This window comes from Mucilaginibacter ginsenosidivorans (assembly GCF_007971025.1).
GTDB classification, from domain to species: domain Bacteria; phylum Bacteroidota; class Bacteroidia; order Sphingobacteriales; family Sphingobacteriaceae; genus Mucilaginibacter; species Mucilaginibacter ginsenosidivorans.
This window is the reverse complement of the sequence record NZ_CP042436.1, coordinates 261,321-278,095: the sequence shown is the minus strand read 5'-3', so window position 1 is coordinate 278,095 and position 16,775 is coordinate 261,321. Positions and strand designations below refer to the sequence as shown.

The 16,775-nt window shown below is 46.0% G+C and carries 17 protein-coding genes; 8 read left to right on the top strand and 9 right to left on the bottom strand.

The genetic code is table 11. The features are described from left to right. Positions 1–48: 48 nt before the first annotated feature. Positions 49–546, bottom strand: a complete 498-nt coding sequence (locus FRZ54_RS01270) for a hypothetical protein (protein WP_147029844.1) — start codon at positions 544–546, stop codon at positions 49–51. Continuing rightward, positions 543–1,724 carry a THUMP domain-containing class I SAM-dependent RNA methyltransferase gene (locus FRZ54_RS01265; RefSeq protein ID WP_147029843.1) on the bottom strand — a complete coding sequence of 394 codons (1,182 nt, stop codon included), beginning with the start codon at positions 1,722–1,724 and terminating at the stop codon, positions 543–545. The genes FRZ54_RS01270 and FRZ54_RS01265 overlap by 4 nt, the downstream gene beginning before the upstream one ends. An 81-nt stretch (positions 1,725–1,805) precedes the next feature. Between FRZ54_RS01265 and FRZ54_RS01260 the strand changes: the two genes are divergently transcribed. Continuing rightward, positions 1,806–2,168 (top strand): DUF3127 domain-containing protein, encoded by a 363-nt coding sequence (locus FRZ54_RS01260; RefSeq protein ID WP_147029842.1) that lies wholly within the window; start codon positions 1,806–1,808, stop codon positions 2,166–2,168. Positions 2,169–2,278: 110 nt separating this feature from the next. On the opposite strand, the gene FRZ54_RS01255 is transcribed toward FRZ54_RS01260, so the two are convergent. Continuing rightward, a complete protein-coding gene (locus FRZ54_RS01255; protein WP_147029841.1) occupies positions 2,279–3,193 on the bottom strand; it encodes a T9SS type A sorting domain-containing protein in 915 nt (304 codons plus the stop codon). Between the two features lie 133 nt (positions 3,194–3,326). Here FRZ54_RS01255 and FRZ54_RS01250 point away from each other — a divergent pair, with 133 nt between their 5' ends. Then, positions 3,327–5,153 carry a sensor histidine kinase gene (locus FRZ54_RS01250; RefSeq protein WP_147029840.1) on the top strand — a complete coding sequence of 609 codons (1,827 nt, stop codon included), beginning with the start codon at positions 3,327–3,329 and terminating at the stop codon, positions 5,151–5,153. Positions 5,154–5,162: 9 nt separating this feature from the next. After that, complete coding sequence (locus FRZ54_RS01245; RefSeq protein ID WP_147029839.1) at positions 5,163–5,855, top strand: response regulator transcription factor; 693 nt, start codon at positions 5,163–5,165, stop codon at positions 5,853–5,855. Here the strand turns inward: FRZ54_RS01245 and FRZ54_RS01240 are convergent. Beyond that, complete coding sequence (locus tag FRZ54_RS01240) at positions 5,852–6,205, bottom strand: bleomycin resistance protein (RefSeq protein ID WP_147029838.1); 354 nt, start codon at positions 6,203–6,205, stop codon at positions 5,852–5,854. The genes FRZ54_RS01245 and FRZ54_RS01240 overlap by 4 nt on opposite strands. A gap of 137 nt (positions 6,206–6,342) precedes the next feature. Here FRZ54_RS01240 and FRZ54_RS01235 point away from each other — a divergent pair, with 137 nt between their 5' ends. The 5 genes from FRZ54_RS01235 (at position 6,343) to FRZ54_RS01215 (ending at position 11,093) form a co-directional block, all read left to right on the top strand. Continuing rightward, positions 6,343–7,902, top strand: coding sequence for a M28 family metallopeptidase (locus tag FRZ54_RS01235; RefSeq protein ID WP_147029837.1), 1,560 nt, complete (start codon positions 6,343–6,345; stop codon positions 7,900–7,902). 161 nt (positions 7,903–8,063) lie between these two features. Continuing rightward, entirely contained in the window at positions 8,064–8,435 is a 372-nt protein-coding gene (locus FRZ54_RS01230; RefSeq protein WP_147029836.1) for a BlaI/MecI/CopY family transcriptional regulator, read from the top strand. 11 nt (positions 8,436–8,446) lie between these two features. Next, a complete protein-coding gene (locus FRZ54_RS01225; protein WP_147029835.1) occupies positions 8,447–10,132 on the top strand; it encodes a M56 family metallopeptidase in 1,686 nt (561 codons plus the stop codon). A gap of 58 nt (positions 10,133–10,190) precedes the next feature. Then, a complete protein-coding gene (locus tag FRZ54_RS01220; RefSeq protein ID WP_147029834.1) occupies positions 10,191–10,601 on the top strand; it encodes a hypothetical protein in 411 nt (136 codons plus the stop codon). 60 nt (positions 10,602–10,661) lie between these two features. After that, the gene (locus FRZ54_RS01215) at positions 10,662–11,093 is read left to right on the top strand and encodes an SPW repeat domain-containing protein (protein WP_147029833.1); all 432 of its coding nucleotides are present in this window, start codon (positions 10,662–10,664) and stop codon (positions 11,091–11,093) included. A 76-nt stretch (positions 11,094–11,169) separates the two neighbouring features. Here FRZ54_RS01215 and FRZ54_RS01210 read toward each other — a convergent pair whose 3' ends face one another. The 5 genes from FRZ54_RS01210 to FRZ54_RS01190 all read right to left on the bottom strand — a co-directional run bounded on the left by FRZ54_RS01210 (position 11,170) and on the right by FRZ54_RS01190 (position 16,505). Continuing rightward, on the bottom strand, positions 11,170–11,694 hold the full coding sequence (locus FRZ54_RS01210) for a DinB family protein (protein ID WP_147029832.1): 525 nt from the start codon (positions 11,692–11,694) through the stop codon (positions 11,170–11,172). Between the two features lie 137 nt (positions 11,695–11,831). Further along, complete coding sequence (locus FRZ54_RS01205) at positions 11,832–12,353, bottom strand: DinB family protein (protein ID WP_147029831.1); 522 nt, start codon at positions 12,351–12,353, stop codon at positions 11,832–11,834. A gap of 102 nt (positions 12,354–12,455) precedes the next feature. Further along, positions 12,456–12,797, bottom strand: a complete 342-nt coding sequence (locus tag FRZ54_RS01200; protein ID WP_147029830.1) for a DUF5615 family PIN-like protein — start codon at positions 12,795–12,797, stop codon at positions 12,456–12,458. Next, positions 12,794–13,018: a DUF433 domain-containing protein gene (locus tag FRZ54_RS01195; protein ID WP_147029829.1), complete on the bottom strand. Its 225-nt coding sequence runs from the start codon at positions 13,016–13,018 to the stop codon at positions 12,794–12,796. Before FRZ54_RS01195 ends, FRZ54_RS01200 begins: the two co-directional genes overlap by 4 nt. Before the next feature lie 160 nt (positions 13,019–13,178). Next, on the bottom strand, positions 13,179–16,505 hold the full coding sequence (locus tag FRZ54_RS01190) for a vitamin B12-dependent ribonucleotide reductase (RefSeq protein WP_147029828.1): 3,327 nt from the start codon (positions 16,503–16,505) through the stop codon (positions 13,179–13,181). Positions 16,506–16,775 lie beyond the last annotated feature (270 nt).

Below are 16,775 nucleotides of genomic sequence, written 5' to 3'. Positions count from 1 at the left end.
TAAACATATACGGAATGAAGTTGTGCTGCGGATTTCTAATTAAGAAAATTATTTTCCGGCATCGTAACTGATGGTAACTGCGGGAAGCAACGTAGCCTGGTTTAGCGGGATCTGGTCGCGAGCGACTATCGGCTTACGCTTTACCTCGAAATTGTGCATAGCGCCTGTTGTTTCGGTGTTATCATCGTTCGTCGCTTTAAACCGTACCAGGAAAGGAATTATAAAATCGTGCAGTTTCTCCTTTTCCGGGATGATCCATTTGTGGGTTGTTTTTTTCATCGCATCGATAAGCGGGGAGGCGAGCACGGCATCGTCGGCATAATAGATCACCAGGTTCTTCATATCGCCATGTTCGTCAGCCGAAAACTTGAATAATACCGTGCCGCTGGCTTTGCTCAATATGATCCGCTGCGAGAGCTTTATGCTGTCCTGGAAAAACTGCATCATCACCTTGTTACCCCCCTGGAACGGGAAGGGGATATCTTCCTGTGCGAAGCAATGAGCGGAAATAAGTAAGGTAATTACCAGGGGGAATAACTTTTTCATTGTTGTTGCGTCTCTTTTGGTTCGCGTTTGCTGCCTTCATAAAGCTCGTATTCAAGCAGGCGGCAATCAAGCTTTCCATTATAAAATTCTATCCGGCGTTTAGCCTGCAAGCCTATCCTTTTTGCCAGGTCAGGGTTCCCTGTAAATATGTAGCCGCGGTAGCCTTTGCACTGCTGCTTCATAAAATCGCCGATACGCTTGTAAGTAGCCTCCAGTTTGTTATGTACACCCAGTCTTTCGCCATATTCGGGATTAAACATAACAATTCCTTTTTCTTCCGGCACCATAGTGTCGGCAAAATCACAAACGTTAAATTCGATCAAATGTTCTACACCCGCTGTTCGGGCATTTTTCTGTGCAATGTCAACAGCATCGGCTGAAATATCGGTAGCGATTATTTTGAAATCGATTTGTTTTGTCGCTTTGTCCTTTAACTTGCGGCGCTCAGTAAAAAATACTTCTTCTTCGTATCCTATGATGTGCATAAAGCCGTAATTCATCCTGAAGAAGCCCGGGCTTTTATCAGTTGCCAGCAGAGCGGCTTCTATCGCCAGCGTGCCCGAGCCGCACATGGGATTGATAAAAGTGCTTTTGCGGTCCCAGTTGGTGGCCATTATGGTAGCTGCGGCCAGCGCTTCAAGCATGGGTGCTTTGCCAGGTATTTTGCGGTAACTATGCTTGGCCAATGTCTCGCCCGATGTGTCTAAAAATATCTCGGCGCGGTCGTCCTGCCAATACAGGTGGATGACGGTTTTATTTTGATCGGAACCGGAGTTGGGCCGAATGCCTTTCTTATCCTTGATACGGTCGACTATCGCATCTTTCACTTTTACGTTAGCAAAAAGCGGTGTCGTGATATGCTCGTTATTAACATTGGATGTAACAGAAAAATAGCCTGTAAAATCGATCAGCTTTTCCCATTCTATCTCCAATAGGCCCTCATAAAGCGCCTTCGGATGGGCAGCGGTAAAGCTTTTGAGCAGGTAAATAACCTGGCTGGCGCAGCGCAAATTCAGGTTCAGGGCAATGCAATCATTGACCGTGCCTTTCAGTTCAATACCGGTCTGGAATACCCTTGTGGGTGTAAAACCAAGCTCTTCAACCTCCTTTTGCAGGTAGGGTGAAAGGCGTTTATTGCAGGTAATAACGATCCTGCTGTCGGTGTGGAAAACTTCCATAAATTGTTGGCGAATTTATGAATTTAATACCCCGATTTTATAGCATAACCATTAACTTTACATTTTAAATTATTAGAAGATATGGAAATTAAGGGCAAAGTACATGAAGTTGCGCCAACCGTTCAGGTAACGGACTCATTAAAAAAGAGAGAACTGATAGTAGAATATATCGAGAATCCACAGTATCCTGAATACTTAAAATTTGAAGCGATACAGGACCGCTGCAACTTGCTGGACAACCTTCGTGTTGGCGATGACATCGAAGTGTTTTTTAATTTGCGCGGCCGCCCATGGACCGACAAGTCGGGCAAGAAAAGCTATTTCAACTCGCTGCAGCTATGGAAAGTGAACGTGTTAGCAGGCGCCAATAACAATACTGTGCCCGAATATGCACCACCGGTTGACCTGAGTTCGACACCAGAAGAAGACGATCTGCCGTTTTAAGAAGTTGGCAGTTTTAAGTTTACGGTTAGCAGCATAAAAAAGGAGATTTTCAGATAGAAAATCTCCTTTTTCTTTAGATATATATCTAAATGCCAACTGCCGACTAAAAACTAGTCTTCCTTGATTATCCTCTTCAAAGCCACTTTACTGCCTTGTTTTACTTCGAGGAGATACAATCCGTTCAAAGGCAATGGAAAGCTTTTGCTGAAGCTGCCGTTTGCGGCTTTATCGTTCCAGATCACCTTGCCGTCGTTGTCGGTTAACTTCACATCGGCGCCTGTGTGCGCAGTAAGACTGAAGGTAAGCAGGGTCTTGCCTGACGAGAATTCAGGCACCAGGGTCAGGTCCTTCAGCTCAAGGTCGGCCTTTTCCACCCCGGTTATTTTCTTTGTTCTTTCGGGCGATGCGTCAGATATGTTAAAGCCGATATGCGTGCTTATACCATCGCTGCCGGTATTGCTATAATTGAAACTTTGGCTATTGCGGCGATGCATGCGTTCCATCATCATGGGCATACGTCTTCTCATCATCTCATCACCGCGCATAAAATCATCGCCATCCCATTCCCGCATTTTACCGAAATTGTCGTTCATCCTGAAGTTGTAAGTGAATAGCGAGTCCTTGCCGTCAGGTCCTCTGAAACGGAACTTGAAAAATTTGTTTCGCGTTGAGTCGTCAAAAGGCATTACCCGTGCCATATCGCCATCGTTAAACCTGCGCCTTTCTATGATGATATCCCTTTTGCTGGTATCGTCCGGATTTCTTCTCCGGATAAACACGCGGTTACGGGCGTGATCGCCCATAAACGTGTCGCTCAGGTGGTCAATATCTTTCATAGCCTGCTTCCGCTCCGCCGGCGAAAGTTCACTTATCTTTTTCCCGTTTACAATGGTATCGCCATTGGCTATCTTTATTTCTATATCCCTGTTTTTCTGGGCGAAAACCAGGGGAGGCAAGCCAAGGATCGCGATGATACTCAGCGCAAAAACAGCCTCAAAGCCGGGTTTTAAAAAACGTTGTTTCATTGGATTGTTTAAATTTGGTAAGTCAAAATTAACAAGCTATTCAATACCAAGATGTTAAATCTTGGCATGTATGTGTTAAAAAGTGTTAAATGGAGGTGGGTTTGGGCCGATTTAAAATATTTTTGTTCAACGGATGAAGAAAAAGAGTATAAGTTTGATTGTCGGGCTGATGGGGTTAGCGCTGTTGGGGGTGATGTCTATGCAATTATATTTCCTCAGGCAATCGTACCAGATGCAGTCAGATCTTTTCGATCGCTCGGTAAATGATGCCCTTAATAACGTTGTTTCTAAACTGGCCCGGCAGGACGCTAATAACTTTTTGAACCGGAAGGCTGAATTAATAGTAAAGCAACGGAGCCAGTATGCATTGCCTGCGCGTATGGCGGCAAACACAGAAACCGCGCGTACCTACATTCCACAGCGAACAAAAAAAACCATGTCGGCCCGTGAACGCCGGCTGAATGCCTTACGCGACAGCCTGCGGCAGGTGATCCAGAGCAATAAGCTGGATGAAGAATTTTTTAATATGGCGCAGTCGGGCCAGTTAATGCTGCACGTTAAATACGAAGAGTTTACCGATGAATTCGGGGTGGTTCACCAGCGTATGACCGATCCTAAGATCATCAGGCAGGCGTCGAGCAAGATGGTTTTCAAAAAGCAGGGCAAGCTGCATAAATACGATACCGTTTTTGTGGATTACATCGACCCGCAATTTGGCAAGCAAACCATCCCGGTGGTGCAGATCAACCCGTTCTGGCAGCGCGAACAGGAGCGAAAGAAAAGCGAACGCCAGTTTAATGAAGTTAAAAAAATGCTCGAGGACGACTCGCTGGAGAATTTGAAACAGGGCCCAAAAGTAAATGTAATAGAAAACCTTGCTGCCGAATACCAGAAATCGGACGAGCCGCTGGTAAAGCGCCTGAACCCCTTCTGGATCGATTCATTATTGCGTTTCGAGTTGCATAATAAAGGGATATTTCTGCCATTTAACTACATGGTGAGCACTTTCAACAGCGACTCGCTGCTGTTCTCGAGCACTTCCTACACCAACGATGGGGTACAGAAGTTTACAGAGGCCGGCAGCTACCAGGTGCCAATCTTTGCCAAGGAGGTGATCAACGATCCGGGAAAAATAAAAATATCGTTCCCCGAAAAGAACTCGCTGATTCTTACCAAAATGACCGCATCCATGGCTACCTCGGGCGGTTTGCTGGTGGTGCTTATCTTCTGCTTCGGTTATACCATTTTCCTTATACTGAAACAGAAAAAAGTGTCGGAAATGAAGATGGATTTCATTAATAACATGACCCACGAATTCAAGACACCTGTTTCTACCATCATGATCGCCAGCGAAGCATTAAAGGACAAGGAGATAGTGGAAGATAAAGGACGGGTTGAGCGCCTGGCCAATATTATTTTTGAGGAAAACCAGCGGCTGGGCAGTCATATTGAAAGAGTATTGAATATTGCCCGTATAGAAAAGAATGATTTCAGGCTTGACATCCGGCCCCTGGACGTGAACGAAATGGTGACGACAGTGTTAGACAGTATGTCGCTGAAGCTGCAAAAGCATCATGTTATCGCCAATCTTAATCTCGACGCCAGGAATGCCACCATTGAAGCAGACGAACTTCATTTTTCGAATGTGTTGTATAACCTGATAGATAATGCGATAAAATACAGCCCCGAAACGCCCGAGATAACGATAAGCACTTTCAACAAGGATAACAATATTGTTATACGCGTAGCCGATAAGGGTATTGGCATGAACCGCGACCAGCAGGCGAAGATATTTGAACAATTTTACCGCATCCCGACAGGGAACCTGCACGACGTGAAAGGCTTCGGGCTTGGGTTGAGTTATGTAAATACGATAGTGAAGCGGTTAAACGGCACCATCAGCGTGAGATCGGAGCGGGAAAAAGGCTCAGAATTCGAACTAAAATTCCACACAACATAAAGAAAAGGCATGAAGAAAATATTACTGGTTGAGGATGATCCAAACCTCGGATTGCTTTTACAGGACTACCTGCAACTGAAAGGTAAATTTGAGGTGGTGTTGTGCAAGGATGGTGACGAAGGGTTGAGGGCATTTACGAAGAACAGCTTCGACCTGCTTATATTGGATGTGATGATGCCTAAGAAGGACGGCTTTACTTTGGGCAAGGAGATAAGGCGGATAAACGAGAAAGTGCCGATCATATTTGCTACCGCCAAGGGAATGATCGAAGACAAAACCCAGGCCTTTAACCTCGGCGGCGACGATTACATAACAAAGCCGTTCCGTATCGAAGAATTACTGCTCCGTATCAATGCCCTACTGAAACGTGTGAACAACTCAGAAAAGAGCGAGGAAGAGAAGCAAACCCATTTTAAGATCGGCCATTACGATTTCGACTATACCACGCAAATGATCTCCATTGGCGAAACACAGCAAAAGCTGTCGACCAAAGAAGCGGAACTACTGCGCCTGCTTTGCCTGCGCAAAAACGAGGTGCTTACCCGCGAGGAGGCCTTGCTGAACATCTGGCACGATGATAACTATTTCAACGGCCGCAGTATGGACGTTTTCCTCAGTAAGATACGGAAGTATCTGAAAGACGATTCAAGCGTCGAGATCATCAACGTACATGGCCGTGGGTATAAATTGCTCATCAATTAATCCACATCCATATCCTCGCCAAAATGGACGATATTACCGTTATTGTCGAGTATGCTGAACTGCTTCATCTGCCAGGGCTTTTCCTCTAATTTTCCGTTGGGATGTACAATGCCAAGTGGTTCGTATTTGGCATAAAGCCTGTCGATATCGGTTACATTGATGTAGCAGCCGGTATTCTTTGGGATATCCTCATCCTTGCACGGCCAAAGATGCAACTGCACTTTTTCTTTGCTGAATATCAAATAGCCCTCCCAGCTTGAATGGAAGGTAAACCCAAGCTTTTCGGTGTAAAATTTAACGGTCTCTTCCTCGTTGAGCGAAGCTAAAATGGGCACTGCTGATTTGAGCATAGGTAGTACAATTTGTTTTTCCAAATATACCTGAAAAGGTTTTCTCCCTGTAACAAATTTGTTAATCTGCGATTGAAAAAAATGTAAGCCAAAATAAATAGGTTTGTTATTCTTAACTCAATTAACTGATCGAAACCATGAAACGAAAATTACTATTTTCCGGCTTATTTATAGCCGTGATAGCAGGCCCGGCATTTGCCCAAAGCGAGGCTGATCCTGCTATGCTCCAAAAGATCCGAACCGAAGGGATGGATCATTCCAAAGTGATGGAGACCGCGTTTTACCTCACCGATGTTGCCGGGCCCCGGTTGGCCGGTTCACCCGGGTTAAAACGTGCACAGGACTGGGCGGTAAACCAGCTCAAAACCTGGGGTATGCAAAATGCCAACCGCGAAGCCTGGGGTAAATTCGGCAAAGGCTGGGAGGTTCAAAAAAACTATGCAGCCATCACCGTTCCTTATTATCATGCCATCATCGCGATCCCTAAAGCGTGGACGCCTGGTACCAACGGCGCAGTCAAAGGCGATGTGGTGCTGGTAAAAGCTGATACCATTACCGACCTTGACCAGTACAAAGGCAAGCTAAAGGGGAAGATCGTGATCTTCGATACCAAAACAAAACTACCGGAAGGTACAAAAGCCGATCTTAACAGGCTAAGCGACGAAGAGCTTGACAGGATGGAAAAAGCCACTGCCCAGCCCGCCGGGTCGCGCCGGCCGGCCGGTCCCAATCCGCGGTTCGCTGCCTTTGCACGCCTGCGCGCGCTCAGAGCAGCTATAAGTGAGTTTTTGGTAAACGAAGACGTGGCGCTGGTTCTTAGTATGGCAAGAGGTACTGATGGCACCGTGTTCACCACTAACGGCGCCTCGTATGCCGATACCGCCAAAGCTGTTTCGCCCGAACTGGAAACCAGCGGCGAAGATTATCTGCGCATTCTGCGACTGGTAAAGGCAGGGGGGAAGGTGGAAATGGAAGCTGATATAAAAACAAAGTTCTACACCGACGATCTTCAGGGTTACGACGTGGTGGGCGAGATACCGGGCACCGATAAAAAATTGAAAGATCAATTGGTGATGTTAGGCGGTCATCTCGACTCATGGCACGCGGCAACAGGCGCAACGGATAATGCCGCAGGAAGCGCGGTAATGCTGGAAGCCATGCGCATATTAAAAGCGGTAGGCTTTAAACCGAAACGCACTATACGGATAGTACTGTGGAGTTCGGAAGAGCAGGGGCTGTTTGGTTCGCGATTTTATGTGCTGAATCATTTCGGCGATCCTAAAACCATGCAGTTAAAACCGGAACAGGCAAAAGTATCGGCCTATTATAACCTTGATAACGGAACAGGAAAGATACGTGGTATTTACCTGCAGGGCGATTCGGCAGCAAGGCCCATATTTAAACAATGGTTTGAACCTTTTAAGGATCTTGGAGCAAGCACAGTTACCATCAACAATACCGGCGGTACCGATCACCTGTCGTTTGATGCTGTTGGTATCCCGGGGTTCCAGTTTATCCAGGACCCGATGGATTATGGTTCACGCACGCACCACAGTAACCAGGATACTTACGACCGGCTAAGCGAGGATGACCTGAAACAAGCGGCCACCATTGTTGCCACTTTTGTTTACAACACTGCGCAGCGTGCTGAAATGATACCAAGGCAAGAATTGCCTAAAGCGCAAGGGACAAATTAAAAGTTACTGATATAGTAAAAGAGCCTCCTTTTTTGGAGGTTTTTTTGCTTCAAAAGAAACTAAGGGATTAGTTGCTTTTTATTAATTTTGTTTTTAACTTTAGATTACCGGGACAGCAGTGTGCAGCGGTATTCACAAAAACCAACCAATTTTTCAAATTTATGGAAATCAAAGAATTAACCCGGGCGGAGGAGCAGATAATGCAGGTGTTATGGCAGTTAAAAAAGGGCTTTGTCAAGGAGATTATCGACGAATTACCCGAGCCTAAACCCGCCTACAATACCGTTTCGACCTTTGTCCGGATACTGGAGGCAAAAGGGTTTGTCGACCATAACGCGTTTGGGAAAAGCCACGAATATTTCCCCATAATCAGCAAGGACGCATACCAAAGCTTCGCGACCGACAAATTGCTTAACGGTTATTTCGATAATTCGGTTAAACGCATGTTCTCATTTTTTGTGAAGAAAGAAAAGATCGACCTGACAGAAGCCGATGAGATAATGAAATTGATAGAACAGCTAAAAGATAAATAGTAATACTACCTATGAGCTGGTGGCAATACCTATTACTCGTTAACCTTTACCTGGTGTTATTCTACGGGTTTTATGTGCTGTTGCTTCGCCGCGAGACATTTTTCAACCTCAATCGCGCATACCTGGTCACCTCGGCTCTATTATCATTTTTTATACCGCTTATTCACTATGATTGGATAAGCAAGTTGTTCATAACACAAAAAGTACAGCACACCATATCTGTTTATGCAAAGCCGATAGCGGTGTACAGCTTTAAACCTATCGAGCAGCACGACCTGACGATAGGACATATTTTGCTTTATATTTACGCTGCAGGTGCTATAATTTTAACGCTGCGCCTGGTAAGCCAGCTGGCCTCCTTAAAACGACTCATCAACCACCCCGAATCAAACAGCGCTTTTTCTTTTTTTAAAAGGATAAGCCTGGGAAACAACCTTGAAAATAACGAGGTTATCGCGGAGCATGAAAAAGCGCATGCCAGCCAATGGCATTCGGCGGATATCATGCTTGTGGAAACTATCGCTATCATCAACTGGTTCAACCCGATTGTCTATTTTTACCGGCTCGGTATTAAGCATATCCATGAGTATATTGCCGACAGGCAGGCCTTGCGGAACGGTACAAGCAAATCGGAATACGCCCTGTTGCTATTGAGCCAAACGCTGAAAACACCCGCTCACCAATTAGTAAACCCTTTTTATAATCATAGCCTGCTAAGAAAACGCATAGAAATGCTGCAGAAAAGCAGGTCGAAATATATGGCTTTGTTAAAGTATGGCCTGTCTGCACCGCTGTTTATGCTGATGCTGATACTTTCGTCCGCGGCTGTTATAAAGAATCATACGGTACGTTTATTTAATACCAGGGCGGAAGAGGTAATGATGTCGCCCGCAGCGCCTTCTGTCGAATTGAAAACGCCGGACCTTGTGGAAAATACGACCGTGAAGACTGCTGCTGCACCCGAGGCAAACAGCAAACACATATCGTACCTGAAGGCAAGTGGGATAGAAGATATTAAAAGCGATCCGGTTTTTGTCACTTTTGAAAATCAGCCTCATTTTAAAGGCGGGATGACCGAGTTTTATAAATTTTTAGCGAACAACTTAAGGTACCCCAACTGGATGATGAGAAATAACATCCAGGGCAAGGTGTTTATCACCATGACGGTGGAGAAGGATGGGTCGCTAAGCGATATTAAGTCGGTGCGCGATATTGGGTTCGGCTCTGCCGAAGAGGCGATACGTGTATTAAAACTTTCGCCGAAATGGGTACCTGGTTACCAGAACGGGCAGCCGGTACGTGTAAGATATACCCTGCCCATCAGCTTCAATTTGGTAAAGGAGAAAAATTCCTTTGATACGGTTTCAAAGGTCACTTATAATTTAAGCAGCAATGATGATGCCGCCCCGCAATCAGCCGGCACCAGCGAGGTGACCCCCGACACTGCGCGGAAGTACAACCTGGTAATTGCGGATAATTTTGATTTTCAATCGCCGAGCGTATTATTTGTGCTTGATGGGAAAGCAATACCGGGCATGACCAACCTGAACCCAAATGATATCCACAGTGTTAAAGTGATCAGGCACCCGGCAAAAGATAATGTTTACTATATTCTTTACGGAGCGAAGGCGCTTAACGGTGTTGTTGTAATAGAATCTAAGCAAGCCTGGGAAAAACAGCAGGCTGCCGATAATTAATCTCCGGGATAGTTTTTTTGCAGCTTTTTCTTCAATTTTATAATAAACCCACTTTCGCATGAACTGGAAAATCGTTTTTCAATTGTCGGCATTTGGTTTAATAATGGCGTTCGGAACCATCTCGCTCATTCCCGAAAATATTGAATTTGTGTTCTGGCTGGTGATATTTGCGTTTTGCGCCTATGTTATTGCCAAAACGTGCAGCAGCAAATACTTTCTTAATGGTTTATGCGTAAGCCTTGTCAATAGTATCTGGATCACAGGGCTTCATATCCTTTTTTACAGCTCTTATATCGCACATCACCCGGCGATCGTTAAAATGTCGGAGCAACATCCCCTGCTTCCCGGCCATCCGCGTTTGGCTATGCTCATCATGGGGCCGTTGTTTGGTGCGGCTTCGGGTGTTATCCTCGGGCTGTTTGCTTTTATCGCTTCGCGCCTTGTTCCAAAGAAACCGGCAGCTTTGTAAAATTGAATTATCAACATTCAGAATAAAAATCTTAATTTAGCGCCATAAATACTTTTTGAAATGAAAGCCTTTGTATCTACTTCAGTATACGGATTTTGTAATTACGCTTTGGCCCTGCTAATGATCGGTTCGCCATGGCTGTTTGGTTTTTCTCATGCCCACGGCGCATCTCTTTTGTTGCCTTTATACCTGGGGTGGCTACAATTGATCATGGCAATTTTTGGCCGCCATGCCTTAGGATTTATCAAAGTATTCCCGGTGTCGATGCATTGCTTTATCGATGTTATCGTCGGGTCATTCCTGCTGGGGTCGCCTTTTATATACGGTTATTATCACACAGGTGTTTGGATACCTCAGTTCCTGTTCGGCGTTGCATTATTCTTGCTGGGCTTGTTTACAAAACAATCGCCCTTTACCGATGAACCCCGCCACGTATTCAAAGATGGCCTTATGGAACATATCGGCGATATCGACGAACCTATGGGTCACTGATCAATAAGAAAATAAAACAAAGAAGCCCCGGTAAACTTTTACCGGGGCTTCTTTGTTTTTGGCGGTGCCGCTGAAATCAGAATAGCATTTCCTGTGGCGGGGTTACGCCTTTTAGACGGAGGTAAACAGTAGTTTGCCCGCGGTGGTGTGTTTGGTGTTCAAACGCCTTGTTAAAAGCCTGTCCTTTTTGAATATCCTGCCCGGCAACTTTAGCGATTTCCTGCAATTGTGCCTCGGTCATTCCCTTCAAGGTACTGATCACATAGTCGTAACTATCCATCACAGCTTTTGTGGTGGCTTCCTTAGTTTGTGCGACGGTCTTTTCTGCCGACTCCTTTCCCAACGGTCCGGGTTTGCCGGTAGCCGAACCAACCAGGAAATAACTGCCATCGGCCAGGTGCAGCATCTGCTGGGCGAATGTGCGCATTTCTGGAGTTGGCTTTAAACTGTAACCGTCTTCGGGCATGGCGTCAAGGTAGGCTTTGGTGTAGGCTTTGGCGCGTTGCCAATCGGCAAGCATTTGCCCGGTGCTTTGCGCCCGCACCGTTGTACCGACAAAAACTGCCGTTACAATAATAAACAGCATGACTAATCTTTTCATATTTATTTTGTTTTTGGTTTAACTGGTAATTATTCACCGAAGTTATTAAATATATATTTTAATATATGGTGAACATAAAAAAAGCAGGCGCTGTCCCGGCGCCTGCTCTCTCTGAGTATCGTTTAGTTTTTGTTGTTCTAAAATAGCATTTCCTGAGGGGGCGTAACACCTTTAAGCCGCAGGTAAGCCACGGTTTGCCCCCGGGTATGGGTTTGATGTTCAAAGGCCTTGCCAAGCATAACCACCCGCGGTATTTCCTTATTACCCTGCTTTATGGTTTCCTGCAACTGGGCCGGGGTCATGGCTTGTATGGTTGCGATGACAAAATCGTATGAATCCATAACTGCCTGGGTTACGGTTGCTTTAGTTGGCGACGGCGTTGTTTTTTCGAGGTTTTTTCCTATCGGGTTTGTTTTGCCGGTGGCGAAACAAACAAGGCCGTAATTGCCATCGGCCAGGTGAAGCATTTGCCCCGCAAAGCTGCGCATCTCGGGTGTTGGCTTAAAAGCATAACCGTCCTCGGTCATAGCGTCGAGATAGGCTTTGGTATAAGTTTTGGCGCGCTGCCAATCGGCAAGTAGCTGCTCGGTAGTTTGCGCCCGCGCTGTTGAAGCAACGAAGGTGGCCACAAGCGCGAATAGTATCGATAGTTTTTTCATGGTCAATAGTTTTAAGATCAAACTAAGTTATTAAATATATATTTGAATGTGCTTCGGGTGAGCCGAAAAGTGATTTAGGCTTATTTTAAAACAAAGGCCCGCTCAAAGATTGCTGATCTCCACAACATTTTCATTACTATTTAGCATTTCGACCGCCTTTGGAAGCGCTGTGTATAGTATTTCACACAACGCAGCATTTGAAGTATTACCACATGTTATCCATATTAGTTTCGGCGGAATTCCGTGTAGGCCGATCAGCCTGACAAAATCCTGGTCTTTACTCATAAGAGTTACATTCGCTTTGCGCGCTTCCTGAAATACCTCATCATCTTTGGCATCTCTTAAGCCCAAAGAACGTAAGGATTGAGCGCTGAGGTTTGGGAAATTGCTATTTATCCACAGAGCGATAAACGGGGATATTTGGGCATTGATCCAAATGGTCATGCAGCAATTATGGCGTGGTCAAGTTTACTGCTGGCATATTTTAATGCTGCTTCGATGTCCAGGGCTTCAAGATCCGGTAATTCTTCAAGTACTTGCTCCTGGGTTAAGCCTGCCGCAAGCAAGTCAAGAATATCAGCCACACGTATCCTCATTCCTCTTATACACGGTCTGCCACCACATTGCCCGGGATCAGTGGTAATTCGTTCTTTCCAATTGCTCATATACAAATATATGAAGTTTAAAAATATGAAACATTATGAGACAATGGCATTAGAGTTAGCAATAAAAAAAGCCCCAACCCAAAAGGTCGGAGCTTCGCACACATTAACCATTATAAAACTGAACAGAAATGTCAATTTAACTAAAGGCCAGTATCATTGCCTAACTGCATCCCATCGAGTTGCCGCAATTTAAGCATTTATAGCAAGTACCCGAGCGTACGGTGGTATGCCCGCATACGTTGCACGATGGTGCATCGCTTTGTACACCCATGCTCAGGTCGACACTCAGCTGTTTCTTGCTGCCGCTACCACTATCGGCTGCTACTGTTTTAGCCGGCTGATAAACGTTGGTTTCGTCGGTATTCACATCTTCATCTGCCATCTGCGGGTTACCGGTCACTGCTTTTTGCTCGGTGATCACATGTACCAGGTCGCTGCGGTCAAGGTATTCATAACCCAGCATTCTGAAGATATAGTCGATGATGGAGGTTGCACTCTTAATGTTTGCGTGCCCTATCACCATACCGGCCGGTTCAAAGCGGGTGAAAGTAAATTTCTCTACGTATTCTTCCAGCGGTACCCCGTATTGCAAGCCAACCGAAACAGCTATCGCGAAGCAGTTCATCAGCGAGCGGAAGGTTGCGCCTTCCTTATGCATGTCCACAAAGATCTCGCCTAATGTTCCATCCTCGTATTCGCCTGTGCGAACAAACACGGTTTGCCCGTCGATGCTTGCTTTTTGCGTGTAGCCGCGGCGTTTATATGGCAGGTTCTTCTTTTGTACCACGCGTGAAAGCTGGCGCATGAAGTGCGTATCTTTCGATTTCTCCATGATAGCTATAGCAGCTTCCAGCACCTGGTCCGGCGTAAGGTCGCTCAGTTTAACATTTGCTGCCTCGCCCAATACTTCTTCAACCGAATCCAGTTTATCTTCAGCTTCCTCCTTCTTGTCAGACTTGGTTGACAACGGCTGGGAAAGTTTACAACCGTCGCGGTAAAGCGCGTTGGCTTTCAAACCTAATCTCCATGACAGGTCGTAGCAATCTTTTATCTCTTCAACCTTTGCCTCGTTTGGCAGGTTGATGGTTTTGGAAATAGCACCTGACAGGAATGGCTGTGCCGCACCCATCATTTTGATGTGGCCGTGAGCATGGATATAACGTTCGCCCTTAGCGCCGCACTTGTTGGCGCAATCAAATATCGGGTAGTGCTCCTGTTTTAAATAAGGTGCGCCCTCGATGGTCATGGTACCGCAGATATATTCATTAGCCTCGGCTATCTGCTTTTTGGTAAAGCCTAAACCCCGAAGCAGGTTAAAATCAGGCGCATTGTATTGTTCTGCCGTAAAGCCAAGCCGTTTCAGTACATCTTCGCCCAGTGTCCAGATGTTGAACGCAAACCCGATCTCGAATGCAGCTACAACGGCTTTTTCCAGCTTTTCCAGGTCGGCATCTGTCAAGCCTTTTGACTTCAGGCTATCGGGGTTGATATGCGGAGCGCCTTTTAAGCTTGCGGAACCTTTTGCGTAGTTAACAATGGCGGTAACTTCGTGCTCTTTGTAACCCAAATTGGTCAAAGCTTCAGGAACTGCCTGGTTAATGATCTTGAAGTAGCCACCGCCTGATAATTTTTTGAATTTAACCAAAGCAAAATCAGGCTCGATACCGGTAGTATCGCAATCCATTACCAAACCGATAGTGCCGGTAGGAGCAATAACCGTAGTTTGGGCGTTGCGGTAGCCATATTGCTCGCCCATTTCAACTGCCCTGTCCCATGCGTTGCATGCTGCAGAAAGCAGGTAGTCGGGGCAATATTTCTGGTCGATACCCGGAGGCAGTATTTCCAGGCCCTCGTAATTCTCGGTCGAGTTATATGCCGCGTAGCGGTGGTTGCGCATTACACGCAGCATGTGTTTCCTGTTTTCTTCAAAACGGCGGAACGGACCTAATTCGCGGGCCATCTCAGCCGAGGTAGCGTAAGCGGTACCGGTCATGATAGCGGTTATAGCGCCGCCGATAGCGCGGGCCTTATCGCTGTCGTAAGGAATACCGTTAACCATCAGGGCCGAGCCTAAGTTGGCATAGCCTAAACCAAGGGTACGGTAGTCGTACGATAGTTCTGCAACTTCTTTTGACGGGAACTGAGCCATCAACACCGATATTTCCAGTACGATGGTCCACACACGGCAGGCGTGCTCAAAACCTTTAACGTCAAAAGTGCGTGTGTCTTTATCGAAGAAATGGGCAAGGTTTATAGATGCCAGGTTACATGCTGTGTTATCCAGGAACATGTATTCCGAACAAGGGTTGGAAGCGTTGATGCGTCCGCCTTCAGGGCAAGTGTGCCATTCGTTAATAGTACTGTCATACTGTACGCCCGGATCGGCACATGCCCATGCAGCGAAAGCGATATCGTCCCATAGTTTTTGAGAAGATATGGTTTTAACGGTCTTGCCGTTCATGCGGCCTTTCAGCTCCCAGTCTTTACCGGCATTTAGTGCGTGAAAGAATTCATTAGGGATACGGACTGAGTTGTTCGAGTTTTGGCCCGATACCGTACGGTAAGCTTCGCCTTCGTAATCTGACGAATAACCTGCGGCTATTAAAGCGGCTACTTTTTTCTCTTCTTCAACTTTCCAGTTTACAAAGCCTTCAATTTCGGGGTGATCCAGGTCAAGGCAAACCATTTTGGCGGCCCGACGGGTTGTACCGCCCGATTTGATGGCGCCGGCAGCACGGTCACCTATTTTCAGGAACGACATCAGGCCCGATGAATAACCGCCGCCTGATAATTTTTCGTTCTCGCCGCGTATTTTGGAAAAGTTGGTACCTACACCCGAGCCATATTTAAATATACGTGCCTCGCGTACCCATAGATCCATGATACCGCCATCGTTCACCAGGTCGTCCTCAACCGACAGGATGAAGCATGCATGCGGCTGCGGGCGCTCGTAAGCCGATGTCGATTTGCTTAGCACCTCGGTAACAGGGTCGACATAATAATGCCCCTGGGGCTTACCGGTGATGCCGTACGAGGTATGCAGACCGGTGTTGAACCATTGCGGCGAGTTTGGCGCTGCCAACTGGCCCACGATGGTATAAACGATCTCGTCATAGAATATTTCAGCATCCTTAGTCGATGCAAAATAACCATAACGCATGCCCCAGTCCTTCCAGCAATTGGCCATACGGTGGGCAACCTGTTTAATGCTTTTTTCGGAACCTGTAGTGCCATCGGGCTGCGGAACACCTGCTTTACGGAAATATTTTTGGGCCAGAATATCCGTAGCAACCTGCGACCAGGAAGCAGGTACCTCAACATCATTCATTTCAAACACGGCATCGCCCGAGGGGTTCCGTATTACTGACGAACGTTTCTCATATTTAAAGAGGTCGTAAACGTTCTTTCCGTCTTTGCTAAAGTACCTTTGTACTTTCAGCCCTTTTCCGCCGGGGGCGGCTGCTTTTTTTGAGGAGTTCTTGCCCATATCTATGTATCTACTAAGTTATTATAGTGTTAAAAAATCCTTAGGGGTTTTTAATCAAATTTATTGTTCGTAATAACCCGATTCAATTCAGTTTTTTCCACACCGTGTGGAGTCGAAGCGCATTATTATTACTTGTTTGCTATAAATTGTTGTTTTACAGTATATTGTATCTGTGGAAAACTAAAATTTGAAAAAAAATCAATTGATTTTCACTTAAATTTGCTATGTTTTTCGGGTATTTGGGAAATACCTCTTAAAACAACATTTAAA

Bases quoted from the DNA above. Each gene is read 5' to 3' on its own strand.
- FRZ54_RS01270 (WP_147029844.1), bottom strand. From the start codon at position 546: ATGAAAAAGTTATTCCCCCTGGTAATTACCTTACTTATTTCCGCTCAT.
- FRZ54_RS01265 (WP_147029843.1), bottom strand. From the start codon at position 1,724: ATGGAAGTTTTCCACACCGACAGCAGGATCGTTATTACCTGCAATAAA.
- FRZ54_RS01260 (WP_147029842.1), top strand. From the start codon at position 1,806: ATGGAAATTAAGGGCAAAGTACATGAAGTTGCGCCAACCGTTCAGGTA.
- FRZ54_RS01255 (WP_147029841.1), bottom strand. From the start codon at position 3,193: ATGAAACAACGTTTTTTAAAACCCGGCTTTGAGGCTGTTTTTGCGCTG.
- FRZ54_RS01250 (WP_147029840.1), top strand. From the start codon at position 3,327: ATGAAGAAAAAGAGTATAAGTTTGATTGTCGGGCTGATGGGGTTAGCG.
- FRZ54_RS01245 (WP_147029839.1), top strand. From the start codon at position 5,163: ATGAAGAAAATATTACTGGTTGAGGATGATCCAAACCTCGGATTGCTT.
- FRZ54_RS01240 (WP_147029838.1), bottom strand. From the start codon at position 6,205: ATGCTCAAATCAGCAGTGCCCATTTTAGCTTCGCTCAACGAGGAAGAG.
- FRZ54_RS01235 (WP_147029837.1), top strand. From the start codon at position 6,343: ATGAAACGAAAATTACTATTTTCCGGCTTATTTATAGCCGTGATAGCA.
- FRZ54_RS01230 (WP_147029836.1), top strand. From the start codon at position 8,064: ATGGAAATCAAAGAATTAACCCGGGCGGAGGAGCAGATAATGCAGGTG.
- FRZ54_RS01225 (WP_147029835.1), top strand. From the start codon at position 8,447: ATGAGCTGGTGGCAATACCTATTACTCGTTAACCTTTACCTGGTGTTA.
- FRZ54_RS01220 (WP_147029834.1), top strand. From the start codon at position 10,191: ATGAACTGGAAAATCGTTTTTCAATTGTCGGCATTTGGTTTAATAATG.
- FRZ54_RS01215 (WP_147029833.1), top strand. From the start codon at position 10,662: ATGAAAGCCTTTGTATCTACTTCAGTATACGGATTTTGTAATTACGCT.
- FRZ54_RS01210 (WP_147029832.1), bottom strand. From the start codon at position 11,694: ATGAAAAGATTAGTCATGCTGTTTATTATTGTAACGGCAGTTTTTGTC.
- FRZ54_RS01205 (WP_147029831.1), bottom strand. From the start codon at position 12,353: ATGAAAAAACTATCGATACTATTCGCGCTTGTGGCCACCTTCGTTGCT.
- FRZ54_RS01200 (WP_147029830.1), bottom strand. From the start codon at position 12,797: ATGACCATTTGGATCAATGCCCAAATATCCCCGTTTATCGCTCTGTGG.
- FRZ54_RS01195 (WP_147029829.1), bottom strand. From the start codon at position 13,018: ATGAGCAATTGGAAAGAACGAATTACCACTGATCCCGGGCAATGTGGT.
- FRZ54_RS01190 (WP_147029828.1), bottom strand. From the start codon at position 16,505: ATGGGCAAGAACTCCTCAAAAAAAGCAGCCGCCCCCGGCGGAAAAGGG.